Below are 19,254 nucleotides of genomic sequence, written 5' to 3'. Positions count from 1 at the left end.
GGGGGGCTTCGCCCGCTACTCCGTGGATCGGGGCTGGGTGGTGCCGCACTTCGAGAAGATGCTGTACGACAACGCCCTGCTGTTGCGTGCCTACACCCGGCTGAGTCGCCGGCCCGCTGACGCCGACACGGGTGGGGACTCCGACCGGGCGCTGCTGCTGCGCGCGGCGCAGGAGACCGGGGAGTGGATGTTGCGCGACCTGCGCACCCCCGAGGGTGGTTTCGCCTCGGCCCTGGACGCCGACAGTGAGGGTGAGGAGGGCACCTACTACGTGTGGACGCCCGCCCGATTGCGAGAGGTCCTGGGTGAGGAAGACGGAGCCTGGGCCGCGGCGCTGTTCGGGGTGACCGAGGAGGGCACCTTCGAACGTGGTACGTCCGTGCTTCGGCTGCGCACCGACCCCGAGGACCTCGACCGCTACGACCGGGTGCGTGCCACCTTGCTCACCGATCGGGCCGACCGGGTGCCACCGGCCCGTGATGACAAGGTCATCGCCTCCTGGAACGGGCTGGCCATCGCCGCCTTGGCCGAGGCAGGGGTGCTGCTCGGGCGCCCGGGATGGATCACCGCCGCCCGTGAGGCCGCCGACCTGGTTCTGGACGTCCACCTGCGTTACGGTCGCCTGGTGCGCACCTCACGCGACGGTCGCCCTGGTCCCAGCGCGGGGATCTTGGAGGACTACGCGAACATGGCCGAGGGCCTGCTCGCCCTGCACGGTGTCACCGGTGAGTCCCGATACGTACGGGAGGCCGGTGGATTGCTGGACACCGTCCTGGACCATTTCGGTGACGGCGAGGGCGGGTTCTTCGACACCGCCGATGACGCAGAGAAGCTCTTCAGCCGTCCTCAGGACCCCACGGACAACGCCACTCCCTCGGGTCGTTTCGCCGCCGCGTCCGCGTTGCTCACCTACGCGGCGCTCACCGGTTCCCAACGCCATCGTGAGGCCGCCGAGGGCGCGCTTTCGGTGGTACCGCTGTTGGCGGAGAAGGCACCCCGCTTCGCCGGGTGGGGGTTGGCCACGGGGGAGGCCCTGCTCACGGGTCCGCGTGCGGTCGCGGTGGTGGGTGAACCGGGAGACCCGAAGGTGGAGGAGATGGTGCGCACGGTGTTGCGCTGGGCGCCGCTCGGCACCGTGTTGACCCGAGGGGACGGCCGTGACAGTGGAGGGGTGCCACTACTGGAACACCGGACCACGATCGAGGGTAAGGCCACCGCCTATGTGTGCGAGGGCTTCACCTGCAAACTCCCCGTCACCACGGTCGAGGACCTGCTCGCACAACTCGCCTGAGAACCCTCCGCCGTGGTCGGCGACGAGAGGCGGTGCCCGATTCCTGGGTGCCCGATGTTTCCGTGGGCGCGGGTGTGAAAAGGGTGCGGGAGCCTGGGGTGTCTGCGGGGGCGCTGGAGGCGGGGGTGCGGGCTGTGCTGATCGGGCGGGTGGGGTGGGAGCGCGCCAGGTAAGACATGGTGGTGCTGGTTGGGCGGCTTGGGGCCGAGGTGGAGCGCCGAAGGTGGGGCGGGGTGGTGCTGGTTGGGCGGCTTGGGGTGGCGTCCCCGTTTCCCGCCGCGTGATGGTGGCCGTTTTCGCTGCGCGCGTCCCCGTGGGCGTCGGCGGAGCAACGAAGTGCCCGGACCAGGTTTTGGACCGGGGTGGGGGAAGGCCCACCGGTCCGGCGGCCCTGATTCGGGCCTGGTTCGTTCGTGATCTTGCCCCCAGGGGCACGGAAAACGCTTTCCGCGCCCCTGGGGGCAAGATCGACTTCTTGTCGGTGTTGCGGGTGGCGCGTAACCGTGTTTTCGGGTGTGGGGTACCCGAGGGGGTCGGGTCCTTGGGCGGTGGCCTGCCCCTCACCCCCACCACTGTCGCCGGTCACCACCGTCGTCAAGGGACGCCGATGACGCTGTGTCCGGGAGTGATCATGGGCCGAGCCGGACGTTGTCGATGATGGTGTCCACGACATCCGGCCGGTAGTCGGGTTGGCGGATCTCCATGTAGACGGTTCTGGGAGTGTCCGGAGGGTGCACCGCGACGGACGTGAAGGTCCCGCTGTCGTTGCACTCGGGCCACTCCCAGAGCGTGCCCTCCCACTCGTCGGTGTGGACCGAGCGCTCCTCGGGACGACCCGCGCAGGGATCGGTGTCGGCGACCTTGTCCAGCCTCTGTGATCCTGGCAGCACCGTGGCGTACACACCGTAGGAGGCCACGTCGGTGGAGTGCCAGTCCTCGGCGTCGGTCGCGGCGAGCAGGCCGGGACCGGCCCCGGCGTCGATCGCGGCCGGACGCGCTTGGAGGCCGACGTGGAACTCCCGGGCCCACTCCGAGGGTACGTCCAACCGCACTTCCTGAGTAGCGCTGCGGATCGTGGTCAGGGACGTTCCGGGAGTGCCGAGGGAGGCGGTGACCCCCACGACGAGCAGCCCGCACACGGTGGCCAGGGCGCCGGCCCGTCGCCAGGGCATGCGATAGCGGGACCACCAGGGAGCGGGCTCGGGCAGGTGGGGCGACATACGGATCGCCCTGACCCGGTCGGTGAAGGTCTTGGCGTCCGCGGGTCGGCTCTCCCGGTCCACCGACAAGGCAGAGAGGATCAGTTCGTCGAGTGCCGGTGGCAAACCTGGCCGGATCCGGCCAGGTGCGGTGCGGACCGGGGGTCGTGAGGGCGGCTGTCCGGTGATGAGTTCGTAGGCGACCGCGCCGAGCGAGTACACGTCCGAACGCACGTCCAGGTCACCGCCGGGCGTGCTCTGCTCGGGGGACATGTAGCCGGGGGTACCCGCGGCGGCGGTGAATCCTGAGGCCTCGTCGATGGCCTTGGCGAAGCCCAGGTCGGCGACGAGCACCCGCTGGCCGACGGGGGAGGACTGCAAAAGGACATTGGACGGTTTGATATCGCGGTGGATGGTGCCGTGGTTGTGCAGCACCGTGATGCCCTGGCCGATTTCGGTCAATAACCGCAGTGCCTCGTCCAGGGGGAGTTGACCTCGGCGGATGAGGTCGGCGACACTGCCTTGGTCCGCATAGGTCATGACCATGTAGGGCCGACCGTCGGGGAGTACGTCGACGTCGTGAACGGCCACCAGCCAGGTGGAGTCGGTCTGGCGAAGGATACGTGCCTCCTCCAGGAACCTGTGCTGGATGTCCATTTGGTGCGCCCAGTTCTCGGCCAGCACTTTGATGGCCACCGGGTAGTTCAGCAGGTCGTCCTGGGCCAGCCAAACGGTGGCGAACGAACCGGATCCCAGGCGCCGAATGACGCGGTAACGTCCGAAGGCCTCCGGTTGGCTCATTTCCGCCTCGGTTTGTAGGGGTCGATACGCGTTCGTTGCCCACTAATACACCATCTGCTCCTTGGCGATGGCTTCCGCGGATATGATCCCCTTCTCGGGTAGCGCCGACGCCCTCGGGGCATGGAAACTGGAGGAACCCCTTCGGGTTCTCCCACTTCGTGAAATACCGGAGTCGGCATGTGAAGCATGTGAAGCAACGGAGCCGAACGGGGTTCGTGGACGTCCAACCGACGTATGGCCCTCTCGGGGCGGATGTCCGCCGTAAGCCAGGAAGAGACTCACCATGCGCAGTAGTGATCATTCGGACCATGAGGAGAAACCCGCCCCCCGCCGTCGGGTGGCGAGCAACGTCGACGAGGAACTGGAGGAGCTCGCGCGACGGGCCAGGGATGGCGACGCCGTCGCCCTGGACGACCTGTTGCGCCGGATCCAGCCCGAGGTGCTGCGTCGCTGTGCCCGATTCCTGCCCTACCGCCAGGACGCCGAGGAAGCCTGTCAGGACGCGCTCCTGCGGGTGGCCCGCAAGATCGACAGCTTCAAGGGCGACTCGCTGTTCACCACGTGGCTCTACACCGTCGTGTCCAACTCCGCCCGACAGACCTACCGTTCCATGAAGCGTCGCTCCGCCGAGTTCCCCACCGAGGCCGAGCGCATGCCGCATCAGCGTGATCCCCGCACCACCAGTGTGATCGCCGGTTCGCGGATCGACCTGCTGGAGGCCTTGGACCAACTGGAGAAGGAGCGCCCGAACCTGGTGGCGCCACTGGTCCTGCGCGACCTGTGCCAGATGGACTACAACGAGATCGCCTCCGAACTCGATCTGGCACTGGGCACGGTCAAGTCGCGTATCCACCAAGGCCGCAAGCACGTGCGAAAGTCGTTGGCGGTGACGTAGAGCCTCCAGGCGAACTAACCTGGACGTCATTCTCGTCGGCACGTCCGTTACCGGCGCGCGCCTTCTTTCGACCCAGCTCTGAGAGGTTTCGCCCATGGGGCTCCGTGACCCCCTGTACTGGCTCTACGAACGGCGGCTGGAACGCCGTCTGACGAGTCAGGAGATCCCCCGGCACGTCGGTGTCGCCATGGACGGCAACCGGCGTTGGGCCAAGAGCAGTGGTCTTGCGGGCGCCGAGCAAGGCCACCAGGCCGGAGCGAACAAGATCTTCGAGCTGCTCCGCTGGTGCAACGAGGTCGGTGTGCAGGTCGTCACCCTGTGGATGCTCTCCACGGACAACCTCAGCCGTGACGAGACCGAACTCGGTCCCCTGGTGCGCATCATCGAGCAGACCATCGCCCGGTTGAGGGAGGAGGGTTGGAACACCCGGCCTGTCGGGGCCCTCGACGTGCTACCTGATTCGACCGCCCGTGCCCTGAAAGAGGCGGAAGAGGCCACATCCGGTAACCCGGGTCTGGTTGTCAACGTCGCCGTCGGGTATGGGGGTAGACGTGAGATCGCCGACGCGGTTCGGTCCCTCCTCCACGAGGAGGCGGCCAAGGGCACCGAGATCCAGGAGCTGGCAGAGCGCCTGGACATCGAGGACATCGCTCGGCATCTCTACACGCGCGGACAACCCGACCCCGACCTGCTCATCCGTACCTCGGGCGAACAGCGGCTCTCGGGTTTCATGCTGTGGCAGAGCGTGCACTCGGAGTTCTACTTTTGTGAGGTCTTTTGGCCTGCCTTCCGCAGGGTGGACTTCCTGCGCGCACTGCGCTCCTATGGTGCGCGCAATCGGCGCTTCGGTTCCTGAACCCTCTTCCTCCAGCTTCCCCCACCATCCCGTAACGCGGAGTTCACGGGCATGCCGGTTCGGGCTCTGGAAAACGGGCTCTGGGGCGCGTAGCGTCGATGACAGCGGATGGCGTTCGCCCATCCGTACGGGAGGCCCCGACTCATTGATCCTCTCCGCCTCGGCGGGACGTCGACGAGGAGGGCCGGACCCGGCCCTCGTGGGCCCGGTCCCGGTCCTCCATGATCCCGTGACTTCAGGGCGCCTTCGCGGTGCCCAAGGGGAGAACGAGTGGCTAGTTCCTCGACCGATCACCGTGACATCCAATCCTCCGCGACCTTTGAGGTGCTGGAGGACAAGCGCGTCTACGTGCTCGACACCAGCGTCCTGCTCGCCGATCCGCTGGCCATGACCCGGTTCGCCGAGCACGAGGTCGTCATCCCCGTGGTGGTGATCACCGAACTGGAGAGCAAGCGTCACCATCCGGAACTCGGGTACTTCGCCCGTAACGCGCTGCGCCGCTTGGACGACCTGAGGGTCGTCCACGGCCGTCTGGACGTCGCCGTACCGGTGAACGACTACGGTGGCACCCTCCGGGTGGAGCTCAACCACAGCGATCCGACGATCCTTCCGGCGGGCTTCCGGCTCGGTGACAACGACACCCGGATCCTGACGGTGGCTCGCAACCTCCAGGAGGAGAACGGGGGCGAGGGCGACGTGGTCCTGGTGAGCAAGGACCTGCCGATGCGGATCAAGGCCTCCTCGATCGGTCTGACGGCCGACGAGTACCGGGCCGAACTCGCCATCGAGCACGGATGGACCGGGATGGCGGAGTTGGACGTGCCCGCCCAGAACATCCAGGAGTTGTTCTCCTTCGGGGAGAGCGAGATCGAAGAGGCCCGGGACCTGCCCTGCCACACCGGCCTGGTCCTGGTCTCCGAACAGGGACGGGCGTTGGGTCGGGTCCAGGCGGACAAGTCGGTGAAGGTGGTGCGTGGCGATCGGGACGTGTTCGGCCTCAAGGGACGCAGCGCCGAACAGCGGGTCGCCCTCGACCTGCTCAGCGATCCCGATGTCGGCATCGTCTCCCTCGGGGGCCGGGCCGGTACGGGTAAGTCGGCACTGGCGCTGTGCGCCGGGCTGGAGGCCGTGCTGGAACGTGGACAACACCGCAAGGTGATGGTCTTCCGTCCGCTGTACGCGGTGGGTGGTCAGGAACTGGGATACCTGCCCGGGACCGAGAACGACAAGATGAACCCCTGGGGCCAAGCGGTGCACGACACCCTGTCCGCGGTGACCGGCGAGGACGTCATCGAGGAGATCGTGGATCGGGGAATGCTGGAGGTCCTGCCGCTCACCCACATCCGTGGCCGGTCGCTGCACGACGCGTTCGTGATCGTGGACGAGGCCCAGTCCCTGGAGCGTGGCGTTCTGTTGACGGTGCTCTCCCGGCTGGGTGAGAACTCACGGGTGGTCCTCACCCACGACATCGCCCAACGCGACAACCTGCGGGTGGGCCGCCATGACGGTGTGGTCGCCGTCATCGAGAAACTCAAGGGACATCCCCTGTTCGCGCACGTCACCCTGACCAGGTCCGAGCGTTCCCCGATCGCCGCCCTGGTCACCGAGATGCTGGAGAACTGACCCGTGTGGGCCCCGCCGCGCTCCCACGGAGGGGCCCGCCACGCTCTGGCCGGCGCAGGGATCCTCTATCGAAGGCCGCTCACGTAGCGGCCGACTCCGCGAAGTCGGGCCAGGCCGGCCTCATAGCGCGCTCCCACGAACAACAGGAGCAGACCGACCACCGCGAACGGCACCCAGTTGGGCAGCAGCAGCGCCAGGTCCCACAGGGGCGGGCCGAAGGCGCGCATCGACATCACCAGTAGGGCCGCGCCACCCAGGACCAGTGGGGCCTGGAGTCGGGAACGCAGCCCCCAGACGACCGTGGCCACACCCACCACGAGGGAGACCGGCATTCGCCACCCCAGATCCTGTTCCAGCAGGGTCAGCCACACCGTCGGGCCCAGCAGCAGCATCAGCCCACCGGCGTAGGAGAGCCAACTCGAAGGCGCCACCGGAGCCCGACGTGTCCATTCCCAGCCGATCACCAGGAAGGCGATCGCGGGCGGCACCGTGTACGCCTCGGGGACGGTGACCTTCCAGGCCGCCAGCACGGTCCACAGCGCACAGAACATCAGCAGGCCGCCGACCACCGCCGCCCACCACCGGCCCGGGCGTACGGCGCTCGCCAGCGCGATCACGCCCACCACGGCCAGGGCGACCGCCGTCGACTCCGGTCGGGAGCCGGCCACCATGGTGATGAGCGGGGCGGACACCGCCCACAGGGTGGCCGGGATCTCGGTGGCCTCCAACAGGGGCGACCGCAGGCGTGGGGCTCCGATCGCCACCCCGGCGACCACCACCAGCGGTCCGAAGGCCGCGTATTCGACCGGTACCCACAACGCGAGGAGCAGGGCGAGGGCGAACGTCCCGGTGCCGAAGGTCGCGGTCGCCGTCGAGGCCACCATGATCGATCGGGTGCGGGCCACAGCGGCGGTCACGGAGGTGGCGGCGGCCACCGCGACCAGGACCCCCACGGTGGTGTACCGATCCTGTAGGGCCCAACCGAAGGCGAGCGTGAGGGTGGCCATCCCCATCGACCACGCCGTCCAGGCGCCACCGAGACCGCGTGCCAGGGCCGCGCCGACCAACAGCGCCGTACCCACCAGCACGGTCCACACGATCGCCACCGTGGAGGGAGCTCCGAGTAGGAGGGGGAGCGGGAGCAGGGCCGGCGGGGCGATCAGCGCCGTCCCCACCACGGCCAGCCGGCGTTGGAGCAGTACCACCACGATGGTGACCAGGACACCGACGATCGGTACGCCGAACGCCGACAGCGTGCTGGAGACGGGATCCTCGGAAGGGACGTAGGCGCCCAAGGCCGGCAGTGGTGCGACCGGCAGCAGGGACACACCGACCACGGCGAAGGGCACACGCAGATCGGTGCCGGTGCGCACGCGGGCCAAGGACAGCGCGGTCGCCCCGGCCAGGACCACGACTCCGGTGAACATCCACCATTGGGCCGTCTCAGGGCCGGCGCCGCCGTTGCCGAACAGGTAGAGCGCCCCCGTCGCCAGGGCCGTACTCCACGCCAGGACCGAACCCATGTACAGGGCGGCGGCTCGCCCACCTGATTCGAGGGGGCGTCCACGTTCGGCGAACCGGTGGGCTCCGGCGGAGGCGACCAGGGCCGTCACCGTGAGGAGCAGCAGAGCGGTCAGGGTGGCGTACCGCTCGGGCAGCGCCCAGACCACCCCCACCACCAGGGTGAGGAAACCGACGAACACCGGCAATGTGTTCAACCGGTGCGGCATCACGGCCGAACTCAGGACCAAGGCACCACCGAGCACCAGCGCCCACACCAGGGTGATCGCGTGAGGCGACCCGAGCAGTAGGGGAGGAGCGAGGAGGGTGGTGGGGGTCAGGAGCACGGCGGTGGCCACCAGAGCACGGCGGCGCAGTAGCGCGACCGTGCCCAGGGCCACCGCGGCGGCGACCACGATCGCGGCCGAATGAACGAGGTTCAGCGGAGGTAGGAGGGCGGGACCGCCCAGCCCGAGCAGTTCCACGGTGGGGGTGGTCATGTCGCTGGGGGGCAGGATCCAAGGCGCCATCGTCAGACGGGGCAGCACGGGCAGGTTCGCGGGTCCGGCGGCCAAGGGCATCAGGGCCAGGGTGCCCAGGCCCGTCAGGGAGTATCCGGACGGGACCTCGGGGTCACGGCCCGGTCGGCGGGCCATCAGAAGACCGGTCGCCCCGCACACCAGCAGCGTGGTGGCCAGGGCCCACCAACGTGACGCAGGCATGGTGGGGTCACCCGAGGACAGCAGCAGCACGGTGGGGACCAGAGCGCACACCCACGTGGTGACGGCGGCGCCGTGCAGGGTCCTGACCGGGACCAACGGACGTGGAGCGCCGATGAGACGCACGACGACGGTACCGGCGAGCCCGGTGGCGGCCAAAGTGGTGAGCAGCCAGGCGGGGTGCCCGCCGAAGGGCAGGGCGGCCACCAGTAGCAGCGGAATCGGCTGGACCAGCACGGTCGCCAGGATCCTCGGTGTCCGCAGCGGAACCAGGTGCGGGTAGAGGGTCAAGAGCGCGCTGATCACCGAGAGGGAGGCCGCGGCGTATCCCGGACCGTTGGTCAGGTGCGGGCTGAGGATCCACAGGGCCAGCGCGTCGACGCACAGTAGGACGGTGGCCAGCACACCGAAGCTCTCAGCGGTGGCGTGCAGCCCGCGCCGATACAGGGGCAGGGCCATGAGGCCGAAGGTCGCGGTGGTGAGACCGAGCACGGTGGCGCGGGTACCGGTGCTCATGTCGCTCCAGTTCCACACGGCGAAGACGAGCGCGGCGATACCGACGAGGAGGGCGCCCAGACCGAGGATCACGTTCTGGGCCGAATGGCGGCTCATCTCGCGCTTGGCGGTGGGAAGAGGCGAAGACGCCGTGGGCCGTGCCGAGGGTGACACCGGTGCCGTGGCCTCGGCCCTGTCGGGGGTGGACTCCCAGCGCAGCCTGGCCAGCACACCGGATCTTTCGTTGAGTAGTGCGCGTCTTCTTCGGTCCAACGAGGCCAGTTCGGCGTCGATCCACCACAGGCGTTGCGCGGTCGGCCCGACCAGGCTCAGACCGCAACGTGGGCACACGCTCGCCGAGGCGTTCAGCCCGGTGCCGCAGTCGGGGCAGGTGTGCGATGTCCCGGGCTGCCGAGGGATTCCTTCGACGTTCATGTGCCTCATGCTCCTGTGAAGCCGGCCGGGACACATCGGTACGGATACTCAGGTCGTCCATGAGTGGCCCGGGAGGAGAACGCCACACCCTTGTTCGGACTTGGCCGCCCCTTCACCCTTCGTGTCGAAACGCAGGTCGAACCCGGGCGTCCCAGGCACATTCCGTGATGTGAGCCATGACACGGTAAAACCGACGTTACTTTACCGTGACGATGATGCAGTCTGAATGCGCCGCATCGAGCATCCCCCTCCCGTGTGGGAGCCCCACCCCTGGTCGGTCGAACGGCGCAGCCGTCCCCTCCGTGGCGGGTCCACGGGGCCACCCGGTCCGATGGCGGCCCCACACCACGCGCGCTCTCGTCCAGGCGCGTGTGCGTCGACGAGAAAGGGTGATCTTGCTGCTCGACCGCATTTCCATGTGTCAGATGAGCGCGGTGGGTGCCACGGCGCCGGCCACGGGCGGCATGCTCACCGCCGCCGTCGAGGCCGCTTCCTCCGATGGTGGCTCGGTGTCCTTCGGTGCGGCCGAGGGGATCGCTCTTCAGATGGTGACCGACGAGGGCTGGGGCGCCGATCGGTTCCACGGTCGCCTGGAGCCGCTGTGGGAGAAGGAGAGCAACTGGAACCCGTACGCGGAGAATCCGAGTTCCAGTGCGTACGGTGCTCCGCAGTCGTTGCCCGGAAGCAAGATGGCCACTCATGGTGATGACTGGCGGACCGACCCCGCCACCCGGATCGCCTGGGGCATCGACTACGTCAAGGGCCGTTGCGGCGATCCGTGTGGGGCCTGGGCCCACTCACAGGCCAACAACTGGTATTAATAGGTTTTTCCCTGCCCTAAACCCCCTTTTTGGGAAAGGCAATCGTGCTACTCAACCGAATGTCGCTGCGCAGTACCGCGGCGGTCGGTGCGGCGACCCTGGTCGCCGGTGCGACCTTCGCCGTCTCCGCCTTCGCGGACGACGGCCCGGACCCGGAGGTGGCCGCCAGTGCCGTCGTCCCCGAGTCCGAGGAACCCGCGACCGATACAGAACCCGAGGGCGACGACGACTTCTTCGCCGCCTCCGAGCCGTTGACCGAGGACGAACTCCAGGCTCGGCGTACCCAGGCCCAGGAACAGCGTGAGACGGCTCAGGGCAACAGGGTGCTCAGCACCTCCGCCACCGGCTCCGCGATCCAGGAGGAAGAAGAGGAGGAGGAAGAAGAGGAGGAGGTGCCGCCCGAGTACTCGGGGGACCCCAAGGGGATCGCTCTTCAGATGGTGACCGACAACGGCTGGGGCGCCGATCAGTTCCACGGTTGCCTGGAGCCGCTGTGGGAGAAGGAGAGCAACTGGAACCCGTACGCGGAGAATCCGAGTTCCGGTGCGTACGGTATTCCGCAGTCGTTGCCCGGAAGCAAGATGGCCACTCATGGTGATGACTGGCGGACCAACCCCGCCACCCAGATCGCCTGGGGCATCGACTACATCAAGGGCCGTTACGGCACGCCCTGCGCGGCTTGGGCCCACTCGCAGTCCGTCGGCTGGTACTGAGCCACCACGAACACGACGGCCCCGCACGGAAGAACTCTTCCGTGCGGGGCCGTCCTGTTCGGACCCTTGGCTACCGCAGCGGGGTGAAGGTCTCGATGACGTCCTCGTGGATCTCATCGAAGTCGTCCGCTTGCTCCCGGGGCACGTTCACCGTGACCAGGTAGAACACCCGGTGGTCGCCTTCCTCCAGGACGACGGCGTACGCCCAGAATCGGCGTTCGGGATGGTCCCACGTGCTGTTCACCAGGTCCGCCTCGACCAAGGCCACGTCCAACCCGGACAGGCCGCCCTCGAAGTCGTCCCGATCGAAGTCCTCGGTGTCGCGGACCTGGTAGCCAGTGGTCTCGTCCCCGTCGATGTCGGTGCCGCCCCGAGTCTGCTCCAGGAACTCCGCGCTGGTGCCGGTGAAGTCGGTCTCCTCCCAACCGTCCACCGTGAGCTGGTGCTCCATACCCGGGGCCACGAACGACGCGTACGAGTTCTCGAGCGCCTCGTTGGTGACCGTCCACCCTCCCGGATAGGAGATCGTGAACCACTCGGAGTCGTAGGGTCGTAGCTCGTCCTCGTCGTATTCGGGGACGCTCCCCTCGACCAGGACCTCGCCCTCTTGCCCATCGCCGCCCTGGGCCTCCTCCTGCCGCGATTCGGAGCCAGAGCCGTCGCCGCCGTCCGCGACGGCGGAGGAACCATCACCGCGCATCGCCACTGCCACCACGATCCCGGCCACCAGCAGCAGTGCCGCGGCGGCGGCGAACAGAGCGATCACCGGTCCCCTGCGCGCACGAGGACGGGGAGCCACCGGTTCTCCGTACGCCTCCGCCGGGCTCGGATAGGCCCCCTGACCGTAGTAGCCGCCGCCGTGTGAGTAGGCCTCCGGGTGCGGAGTCCGTGGACCGCTCGGTTGGTACGGCGGATGGGGTCGTGGCGGCGCAGCGGCGCCGTAGGCCTCGTGGATCGGCTCCTGTGGACCACTGGGCACGAACCCGCCCGCCGCCATGGCACCGCCCACCGGCCCTGAACCGGGGCGGCACCGCTCCAGGAGTTCCAAGGCCTGGTCCACGGTGAGCCGGCGATCCGGATCGCGCTCCAACAACCCCGTGATCACCGGTTCCAACCATCCGGCCCGTGTCATCGGCGGCAACTGCGAGGAGATCACCGCGGCGATCGCGGCGGTGATGGAGTCGCGTCGGAACGGAGACGTGCCCTCCACAGCCGCGTACAGGGTCACCCCGATGCTCCACAGGTCGCCCCGATGCTCGGCCGGCCCGCCCTCCAACCGTTCCGGTGGCATGTACTCGGGGGAGCCGATCAGCGCGCCCGTTCGGGTGATACTGGGACCGTCCTCCATCGTGGCGATGCCGAAGTCGGTGAGAATGACCCGTCCGTCCGAGGACATCATGATGTTCCCGGGCTTGATGTCGCGGTGCAGGACCCCGGCCTGGTCCGCCGCCCGCACCGCTTGGAGCAGCGATTCGGCGATGTCGGCGACCCGCTCCGGGGGCAGGGCGCCCTCCCGGGACAGCAGGTCCTGCAACGATCCGCCCTCGACGAGCTCCATCACCACCCACGGGTCGTGCTCGTACTCGAAGACGTCGTGGATGGTGATGACCGTGGGGTGGGAGATCCGCGCCGCGGACCGGGCCTCCCGACGTACCCGAGCGTGCGCGTCCTCACGTTCGGCGTCGGTGAAGTGACCGGGAAGCAGCACCTGCTTGATCGCCACGACGCGGTCAAGGGCGGTGTCGTGGGCCTCCCACACAATGCCCATGCCGCCGCGTCCGAGCTCACGACGCAGCACGTAACGGTCGGCGATGGGGCGTTCGCTGTTACTCGACATCTGTCGCCCTCTCGAAACGGGCCGGAAGAAGGGGTGGTCTGACAAGGATGTCCGACGTGCCCCGAGGGGGAAAGGTTCCTGCGCACGAGGGGCACCCCGCGAACACGAGGTGCCCCGAGACCTTTCGGTCACGACCTACCGAGAGTTGGTCATCTTCAGGACGTCGAGGGCGGCGTCGAGCTGTTCCTCGGTGAGCTTGCCCGCCTCGATGTAACCGCGCTCCAGGACCACCTCGCGGATGGTCTTCTTCTCCGCCAGCGACTGCTTGGCGACCTTGGCGGCCTCCTCGTAGCCGATGTACCGGTTGAGCGGGGTGACGATGGAGGGGGAGGACTCCGCGTAGACGCGGCACTGCTCCTCGTTGGCCTCGATACCGTCCACGCAACGGTCGGCGAAGATCCGGGAGACGTTGGCCAGCAAACGGATCGACTCCAGCACGTTGCGCGCGATCATCGGCAGCTGCACGTTGAGTTCGAAGTTGCCGGAGGCACCACCGAAGGCCACCGCTGCGTCATTGCCGACGACCTGCGAGGAGACCTGAAGCATGGCCTCACACAGCACCGGGTTGACCTTGCCCGGCATGATCGAGGAACCCGGCTGCAGGTCGGGCAGGAAGATCTCGGACAGACCGGTGGTCGGCCCCGAACCCATCCAGCGGATGTCGTTGGCGATCTTGCAGTAGGACACGGCGATGGTCCGCAGCTGGCCGGAGAGCTCGACCAGGCCGTCACGGGCACCCTGGGCCTCGAAGTGATCGCGGGCCTCGGTCAGCGGAAGACCGGTGTTGGCGGCGATCTCGGCGATGACCTTGGCGGAGAAACCCTCCGGGGTGTTGATGCCGGTGCCTACGGCGGTGCCGCCCAGGGGCAGCTCGGCCACACGCGGCATGACGGCCTCCACGCGCTCGACCCCGTAACGGACCTGGGCGGCGAAGCCGGCGAACTCCTGGCCCAGGGTGACCGGTGTGGCGTCCATCAGGTGGGTGCGGCCGCTCTTGACCACGGACGCGAATTCGTTCGCCTTGCGGTCGAGGGCGCCTTCGAGGTGGCGCAGCGCCGGGACGAGCTCGTTGAGCACGGCCGAGGTGGCGGCGATGTGGATGGAGGAGGGGAACACGTCGTTGGACGACTGCGAGGCGTTGACGTGGTCGTTGGGGTGAACGTCCAGGCCGCTGCGTTCCTTGGCGACGGTGGCCACGACCTCGTTGGTGTTCATGTTGCTGGAGGTGCCCGAACCGGTCTGGAAGACGTCGATCGGGAACTCGTCGTTCCACTTGCCGTCGGCCACTTCGAGGGCGGCCTCACGGATGGCCTTGCCGAGGTCGTCGGAGATCACACCGAGTTCGGCGTTGACCTTGGCCGCGGCGGCCTTGATCTGGCCGAGGGCGGCGATGTGGGCGTTCTCCAGCCCTTGGCCCGAGATCGGGAAGTTCTCCACGGCGCGCTGGGTCTGGGCCCGCCACTTGGCCGCAGCGGGGACCTTGACCTCACCCATCGAGTCGTGCTCGATCCGGTATTCACTCATGACAACCCATCTCTCCTGGGAAAACCTGTGAACTCAAGCCTGCCAGACGTACCGAGGACACATCGCACCTCACCCTGGCTTGACGACGTCGCACGCGTCATGTGGACGCCGCAGCAGGTCATCACCCTTCGAGGGAGCGACGGCGCTCTCGGCTCCAGGGTAGGAGGCGGCGCCGGCGGGGGGCGTGTACGCGCACCGATCCCATCAGGGAGAACCCGTCGATCTCCAGGACCGGCGGGTCGGAAAGAGGACTACGGCGGGCGGTGGTGGAACGTCGACCGAGGAAGGACCAGCCGCGGACCCGGACCTCGACCCCTTCGGGTACTCGGATGTCCACCCGGCCCACGATCGCGGTCACGGTCATCCGGACGTGGCCGTGCAGGAGTAGGGCCTGGCGCATGTCCACCTCCACGCGCCCGGCGACCGCCACCGCGTACTCGCCGCCCATGGCCACCCAGCGCCCCTTGCGGGACAGACTGCTGAAGGCCCCGACCATCGGTTGGGGGTCCAGCCGGATGGGCTGTTCGTCTGGAGGAAGCAGGTCTGCGGTGATCTCGGGGAGTTCGCCGAGGGTCCGGGCCTCCTCGGTCCGGACCATGCGTTCCTCGAACTCCTCCATGTCGAGTCGGCCATCGGCCACCGCGGCCCGTAGTACCTCACCGACCCGTTCCCGGTCACTGTTGGAGGCCCTCATGCGGGCAGGGGATATGTCCTCGCTCACATCACCACCCTACGGCGACCCTGGGCACGGAATCCTCCGTGTTCGGAGCCGCCGCACCGATGTCCTGGCGTGGTGTTCGTCGGGATCTCGCCGGACGGTGGCGCGGCGTTCGCGGGTCGGGTGCGGGGCGCCGGCGGCGATCCGGCTGATGGGGTCGCCGCCGGTGCCGTGGGCGTTGGCCGGGGGAGCGGCCGGGCCGGCGACGGGGGCGGCCACCAAGACGGCGTGGCGTGGGAGAGTCGTCCGAACCTCCTCCGGCCTCGTGGGCCGATGGGGGCCGTATGGATCGCGAATCCACACGGCTGTCCGGCTGGAGGGACTATTTTTCGGACAGCCCATGAGTACGAGGTCTATGATTCCGGCCCATCCGAAAGACGGGATCAGTGACTATGCAGATCTGATTCCGAAAGGGATCTTTTCTCGGGATAAAGGGCTCTGAGCTTGGATTTTGGTGGGAGGCCCGTCAATGGTGAGTTTTTTCGGTTGTTGAAGCCATCATGGAAAGGCGCGCCCTAATGTGGTTCTTGGTGTGCTCCCGGGTGTGCTGACATCCGTGCGCGCAAAGGGTGTAGAGGCCCTTCTTCGGACATGCGCGGTTTTTCCGACATGGCCTTGGAACTCCGAGGAAAACCGTTGGCGATCCGGTCCTGGGCTGTCTACTTTGGTCCCATGACCAGACAGGGCCCGGGAAGTCTCGTCCCCGCCATCCAACTGCGAGGCGTCGTCAAACGCTTCGGCCCCCTCACCGCGGTCGACGGCCTCGAACTCGAGGTGCCCCAAGGAGTCGTTCTCGGGCTGCTCGGGCCCAATGGCGCGGGCAAGTCCACCACGATGAAGATGCTCACCGCCCAGTCCATCGCCGACGAGGGTGCCATCCGCATCCTCGGGCACGACATTCCCACCGAATCCAAGTGGGCCCGAGCCCGCATGGGCGTCGTCCCCCAGCACGACAACCTCGACGAGGAACTCACCGTCGAACAGAACCTGCGCATGTTCTCGTTCCTGTATCGGGTTCCGCGCCGTCGACGCCGCGAGGCCATCGAACGCACCATGCGCCTGGCCCAACTCGAGGACCGCGGGGAGACCCCCGTCGACGACCTCTCCGGTGGAATGCGGCGTCGACTGCTCATCGTCCGCGCCCTGCTACACCGTCCCGAACTCGTCCTCATGGACGAACCCACGGTCGGCCTGGACCCACAGGTACGTCAGGACCTGTGGGGCGTCATCTCAGCCCTGCGCGACGAGGGCGTCACCGTCCTGATGTCCACCCACTACATCGAAGAGGCCGAACGCCTCTCCGACGAGGTCGCCCTCATGGCCAAAGGACGCGTCGTCGAACGCGGCACCCCCGTCGACCTCGTCACCAAGTACGCGGGGACCACCGTGGAGGAGTACACACCCCAGGGTGAGGGCGGCCTGGCCGAACTCGAACGCCTGGTCCACGAACACGGCTTCACCACCCGCCGTACCGGAACCAGTCTGTCCGTCCTGCGCGCCGAGGAACTTCCCGAGTCCCTCCGGGACCGCCTCGGGCGTCCCCAACGACGCGCCTCCAACCTGGAGGACGTCTTCGTGACCCTGACCGGGGAGAACGTCGAATGAGCCTGAGACAACGACGTGAGGACGCTCGTCCCGAACACCACGCCCGCCCCGGTCGTTTCGAGGCCGACGCCGTTCTGGGCGTGGTCGCCCGCGAGTGGATCCTCTACGGGCAGTCCTGGCGGGCCACCACCTTCGCCGCCGTCGTCGAACCCACCCTGTACCTGCTCTGCTTCGGCTTCGGCATGGGAGCCCTCATCGGCACCCTCGCCGGCTACAGCTACATCGACTTCCTCGGCACCGGCATCGTCGCGGTGTCGGTGATGTTCCAGTCGATGATGCCCGCCGTCATCAACACCTTCATCAAACGCCGCTTCCTGCACACGTACGAGGGCATCCTCGCGGCCCCCGTCGACGTGCGCGAGCTGGTCACCGGGGAGGCATTGTGGCTGGCCCTGCGCTCCGGTGTCTACGGCTGCGTTCCCCTGCTGGTCGCGATCGGCTTCGGCCTGAGACCAGGACCGGGCATGCTGCTGGTTCCGCTGATCGCCTTCCTCGCCGGGTTCGCCTTCGCGCTCTTCGGCATCTGGATCTCCGCGGTGATCACCTCGGTGCGCTCCATGGACTACGTGTTCAGCGGCCTGTTCACCCCGCTGTTCCTGGTGGCCGGCACCTTCTTCCCGATCACCGAACTGCCCACGTGGGTGCAGACCGCGGCCATGGCCAACCCGCTCTACCACGCGGTGGAACTCATCCGTGGCTCGGTCTTCGGCGGGTTGGGAGCCGGCCAGGCCCTGCTGCACGTGGCGATCCTGGCCGGGTTCGCCTACCTGATGTGGAACCTGGCCGCGTTCCAGATGCGTCGCCGGGTGGTGGGCTGATCCGGCGACGCATCCACCGCTCAGCCCCCGCTGGGGGCCCAACGCAGCTCGACCACGGCCCGCTCGCCACCCTCGGTGACGCTCATGCCGAGGCCGACCGCGCCCCATTGCTCGGGGACCTCGACCTGGTCGCGGGGCAGGATCCGTCGCAGGTCCACGAAGGCCGCCATCACCGAATCGTCCAGGTCCGCCATCGTCTGCTGGAAGACCTCGTCCTCACCGAGGGCGCCCCCACCGGGGCTCCCACTGGTGACCGTCACGGCGTCACCGTCGGTGCCCACCGTGGGCGTGGGCGTGGAGGAGTAGGGGGAGGCGACGATCTGGTCGACGAACTCCCCTAGCGCGCTCTCATCCCCGCCCACGGCCCGGAACATCAGGCTCGGCTCCGCTCCGGCACCGTACGTACTGGTCATGGAACCCAGGTCGAGGTCGGCCAGACCGAAGGCGGTGGAGGTTCCCAGCAGGGACGTGAAGCCCTCGGGCAGCGGGGCGCCGATGGAGTCCAGGGACGACTCCATCTCCTGCCGCCCCCGTGCGTCGAGGATGGGCAGGTCCTCGTCCTCCCAAGCGGTGCGCAACATTTGGTCCAAGCCACTACCGCCGAACGCCACGGAGGTGTTCTCCGGCAGGCCGCCCATGGCCTCCAGCGCGGCCGGCGAACCCTCGGTGGCCCAGCTCAGGTCGGTGCCATCGACCTGAAGACCGAACATGTCCATGCGTGCCTGGAGGTAGTCGCCGGTGACCCGGAAGGCGGCGGTCATTCGGCCCTCCATCGAGGTGGAGGTGCCGAGCTCGGTGGCGAGTTCCTCTTCGACGGCCTCCAGGTTCGACAACGCGCCGAGGTCGGCCCAAGCCAGGGCGATGCTTCCAGCGGGAACCGAATCCACATCGCCGCCGTAGGTGTCGTCGCTCTCCAGATCCCCGTGGGTCGACATCTGGTCGTTGTAGTCCTCGATGCCCGCGGAGGTCTCGGTGAAGACCACGAAGTCATCGACCATCTCGTGGTGGACGTCGTGGTTCTGTGAGATCTCCTGGAACTGGGCATCGGCCTTGCCCGCGTCCTCCACGGCCAGGGCGATGGCGTGACCCACACCGTCGGAGTCGGAGAACTCGGGGTGGTCGGTGCTCCAGGCGGCGGCTCCCACCTTCTGGCCGATCCATTCCTCGACCTCGTCCTGGTCCAGGTCGTAGTTCTCGGCGAACGTCTCGGCGAAGGGGCCTGAGGGGTCGTCCTCCTCCACCTCACCGAACTCGTCACCGACCTCGTCCGGAAGCTTGTCGACGAAGGCCAGCAGGTCCAGGGCCTGTGATCCGTCGATGTCCAGGTCCACCTTGCCGAACGCGAACGCGTTGCCGGGCAGGACCGATTCGGGCTGTGGGCCACCGAAACCGGCGAGGGAGATG

At 68.0% G+C, this 19,254-nt stretch carries 13 protein-coding genes and 1 pseudogene; 8 read left to right on the top strand and 6 right to left on the bottom strand.

Going from position 1 to position 19,254, the window contains the following annotated elements; translation table 11 throughout:
- Positions 1-1,291: thioredoxin domain-containing protein (locus tag D472_RS0116940; protein ID WP_017605664.1), on the top strand; the 1,291-nt coding region annotated here is incomplete at its 5' end.
- A 629-nt stretch (positions 1,292-1,920) separates the two neighbouring features.
- Here D472_RS0116940 and D472_RS0116935 read toward each other — a convergent pair.
- On the bottom strand, positions 1,921-3,291 hold the full coding sequence (locus D472_RS0116935; protein ID WP_017605663.1) for a serine/threonine-protein kinase: 1,371 nt from the start codon (positions 3,289-3,291) through the stop codon (positions 1,921-1,923).
- A 283-nt stretch (positions 3,292-3,574) separates the two neighbouring features.
- Between D472_RS0116935 and D472_RS0116930 the strand changes: the two genes are divergently transcribed.
- The 3 genes from D472_RS0116930 to D472_RS0116920 all read left to right on the top strand — a co-directional run bounded on the left by D472_RS0116930 (position 3,575) and on the right by D472_RS0116920 (position 6,665).
- The gene (locus D472_RS0116930) at positions 3,575-4,186 is read left to right on the top strand and encodes an RNA polymerase sigma factor (RefSeq protein ID WP_017605662.1); all 612 of its coding nucleotides are present in this window, start codon (positions 3,575-3,577) and stop codon (positions 4,184-4,186) included.
- Between the two features lie 94 nt (positions 4,187-4,280).
- Complete coding sequence (locus D472_RS0116925) at positions 4,281-5,042, top strand: isoprenyl transferase (RefSeq protein WP_017605661.1); 762 nt, start codon at positions 4,281-4,283, stop codon at positions 5,040-5,042.
- 270 nt (positions 5,043-5,312) lie between these two features.
- Positions 5,313-6,665, top strand: a complete 1,353-nt coding sequence (locus D472_RS0116920; protein ID WP_017605660.1) for a PhoH family protein — start codon at positions 5,313-5,315, stop codon at positions 6,663-6,665.
- A 65-nt stretch (positions 6,666-6,730) separates the two neighbouring features.
- Here the strand turns inward: D472_RS0116920 and D472_RS0116915 are convergent, their stop codons facing one another.
- Positions 6,731-9,814 carry a DUF2157 domain-containing protein gene (locus D472_RS0116915; protein WP_017605659.1) on the bottom strand — a complete coding sequence of 1,028 codons (3,084 nt, stop codon included), beginning with the start codon at positions 9,812-9,814 and terminating at the stop codon, positions 6,731-6,733.
- 518 nt (positions 9,815-10,332) lie between these two features.
- On the opposite strand from D472_RS0116915, the pseudogene D472_RS25800 reads away from it, so the two are divergent.
- A pseudogene (locus D472_RS25800) lies at positions 10,333-10,635 on the top strand (aggregation-promoting factor C-terminal-like domain-containing protein); the annotation flags it as partial.
- Between the two features lie 44 nt (positions 10,636-10,679).
- Entirely contained in the window at positions 10,680-11,348 is a 669-nt protein-coding gene (locus D472_RS0116905; RefSeq protein ID WP_017605657.1) for an aggregation-promoting factor C-terminal-like domain-containing protein, read from the top strand.
- 70 nt (positions 11,349-11,418) lie between these two features.
- Here the strand turns inward: D472_RS0116905 and D472_RS0116900 are convergent, their stop codons facing one another.
- From D472_RS0116900 to D472_RS0116890, 3 genes are all read right to left on the bottom strand, one after another.
- On the bottom strand, positions 11,419-13,185 hold the full coding sequence (locus D472_RS0116900; protein WP_017605656.1) for a serine/threonine-protein kinase: 1,767 nt from the start codon (positions 13,183-13,185) through the stop codon (positions 11,419-11,421).
- 135 nt (positions 13,186-13,320) lie between these two features.
- Positions 13,321-14,709 carry a class II fumarate hydratase gene (locus D472_RS0116895; RefSeq protein ID WP_017605655.1) on the bottom strand — a complete coding sequence of 463 codons (1,389 nt, stop codon included), beginning with the start codon at positions 14,707-14,709 and terminating at the stop codon, positions 13,321-13,323.
- A gap of 121 nt (positions 14,710-14,830) precedes the next feature.
- Positions 14,831-15,403: a DUF1707 SHOCT-like domain-containing protein gene (locus D472_RS0116890; RefSeq protein WP_017605654.1), complete on the bottom strand. Its 573-nt coding sequence runs from the start codon at positions 15,401-15,403 to the stop codon at positions 14,831-14,833.
- Positions 15,404-16,099: 696 nt separating this feature from the next.
- Here D472_RS0116890 and D472_RS0116885 point away from each other — a divergent pair.
- Both D472_RS0116885 and D472_RS0116880 read left to right on the top strand, forming a co-directional pair.
- A complete protein-coding gene (locus tag D472_RS0116885) occupies positions 16,100-17,032 on the top strand; it encodes an ABC transporter ATP-binding protein (protein ID WP_026117783.1) in 933 nt (310 codons plus the stop codon).
- Entirely contained in the window at positions 17,029-17,850 is an 822-nt protein-coding gene (locus D472_RS0116880; protein WP_017605652.1) for an ABC transporter permease, read from the top strand. The genes D472_RS0116885 and D472_RS0116880 overlap by 4 nt, the downstream gene beginning before the upstream one ends.
- A 20-nt stretch (positions 17,851-17,870) precedes the next feature.
- Here the strand turns inward: D472_RS0116880 and D472_RS0116875 are convergent, their stop codons facing one another.
- The gene (locus D472_RS0116875; protein ID WP_083903511.1) at positions 17,871-19,253 is read right to left on the bottom strand and encodes a hypothetical protein; all 1,383 of its coding nucleotides are present in this window, start codon (positions 19,251-19,253) and stop codon (positions 17,871-17,873) included.
- Position 19,254: the final 1 nt, after the last annotated feature.

The organism is Nocardiopsis alkaliphila YIM 80379, from assembly GCF_000341005.1.
GTDB classification, from domain to species: Bacteria; Actinomycetota; Actinomycetes; order Streptosporangiales; family Streptosporangiaceae; genus Nocardiopsis; species Nocardiopsis alkaliphila.
Note: the sequence above shows the minus strand (reverse complement) of the source record. Positions and strands in the feature narration are given on the sequence as shown.

Bases quoted from the DNA above. Each gene is read 5' to 3' on its own strand.
- D472_RS0116935 (WP_017605663.1), bottom strand. From the start codon at position 3,291: ATGAGCCAACCGGAGGCCTTCGGACGTTACCGCGTCATTCGGCGCCTG.
- D472_RS0116930 (WP_017605662.1), top strand. From the start codon at position 3,575: ATGCGCAGTAGTGATCATTCGGACCATGAGGAGAAACCCGCCCCCCGC.
- D472_RS0116925 (WP_017605661.1), top strand. From the start codon at position 4,281: ATGGGGCTCCGTGACCCCCTGTACTGGCTCTACGAACGGCGGCTGGAA.
- D472_RS0116915 (WP_017605659.1), bottom strand. From the start codon at position 9,814: ATGAACGTCGAAGGAATCCCTCGGCAGCCCGGGACATCGCACACCTGC.
- D472_RS0116900 (WP_017605656.1), bottom strand. From the start codon at position 13,185: ATGTCGAGTAACAGCGAACGCCCCATCGCCGACCGTTACGTGCTGCGT.
- D472_RS0116895 (WP_017605655.1), bottom strand. From the start codon at position 14,709: ATGAGTGAATACCGGATCGAGCACGACTCGATGGGTGAGGTCAAGGTC.
- D472_RS0116890 (WP_017605654.1), bottom strand. From the start codon at position 15,403: ATGAGGGCCTCCAACAGTGACCGGGAACGGGTCGGTGAGGTACTACGG.
- D472_RS0116885 (WP_026117783.1), top strand. From the start codon at position 16,100: ATGACCAGACAGGGCCCGGGAAGTCTCGTCCCCGCCATCCAACTGCGA.
- D472_RS0116880 (WP_017605652.1), top strand. From the start codon at position 17,029: ATGAGCCTGAGACAACGACGTGAGGACGCTCGTCCCGAACACCACGCC.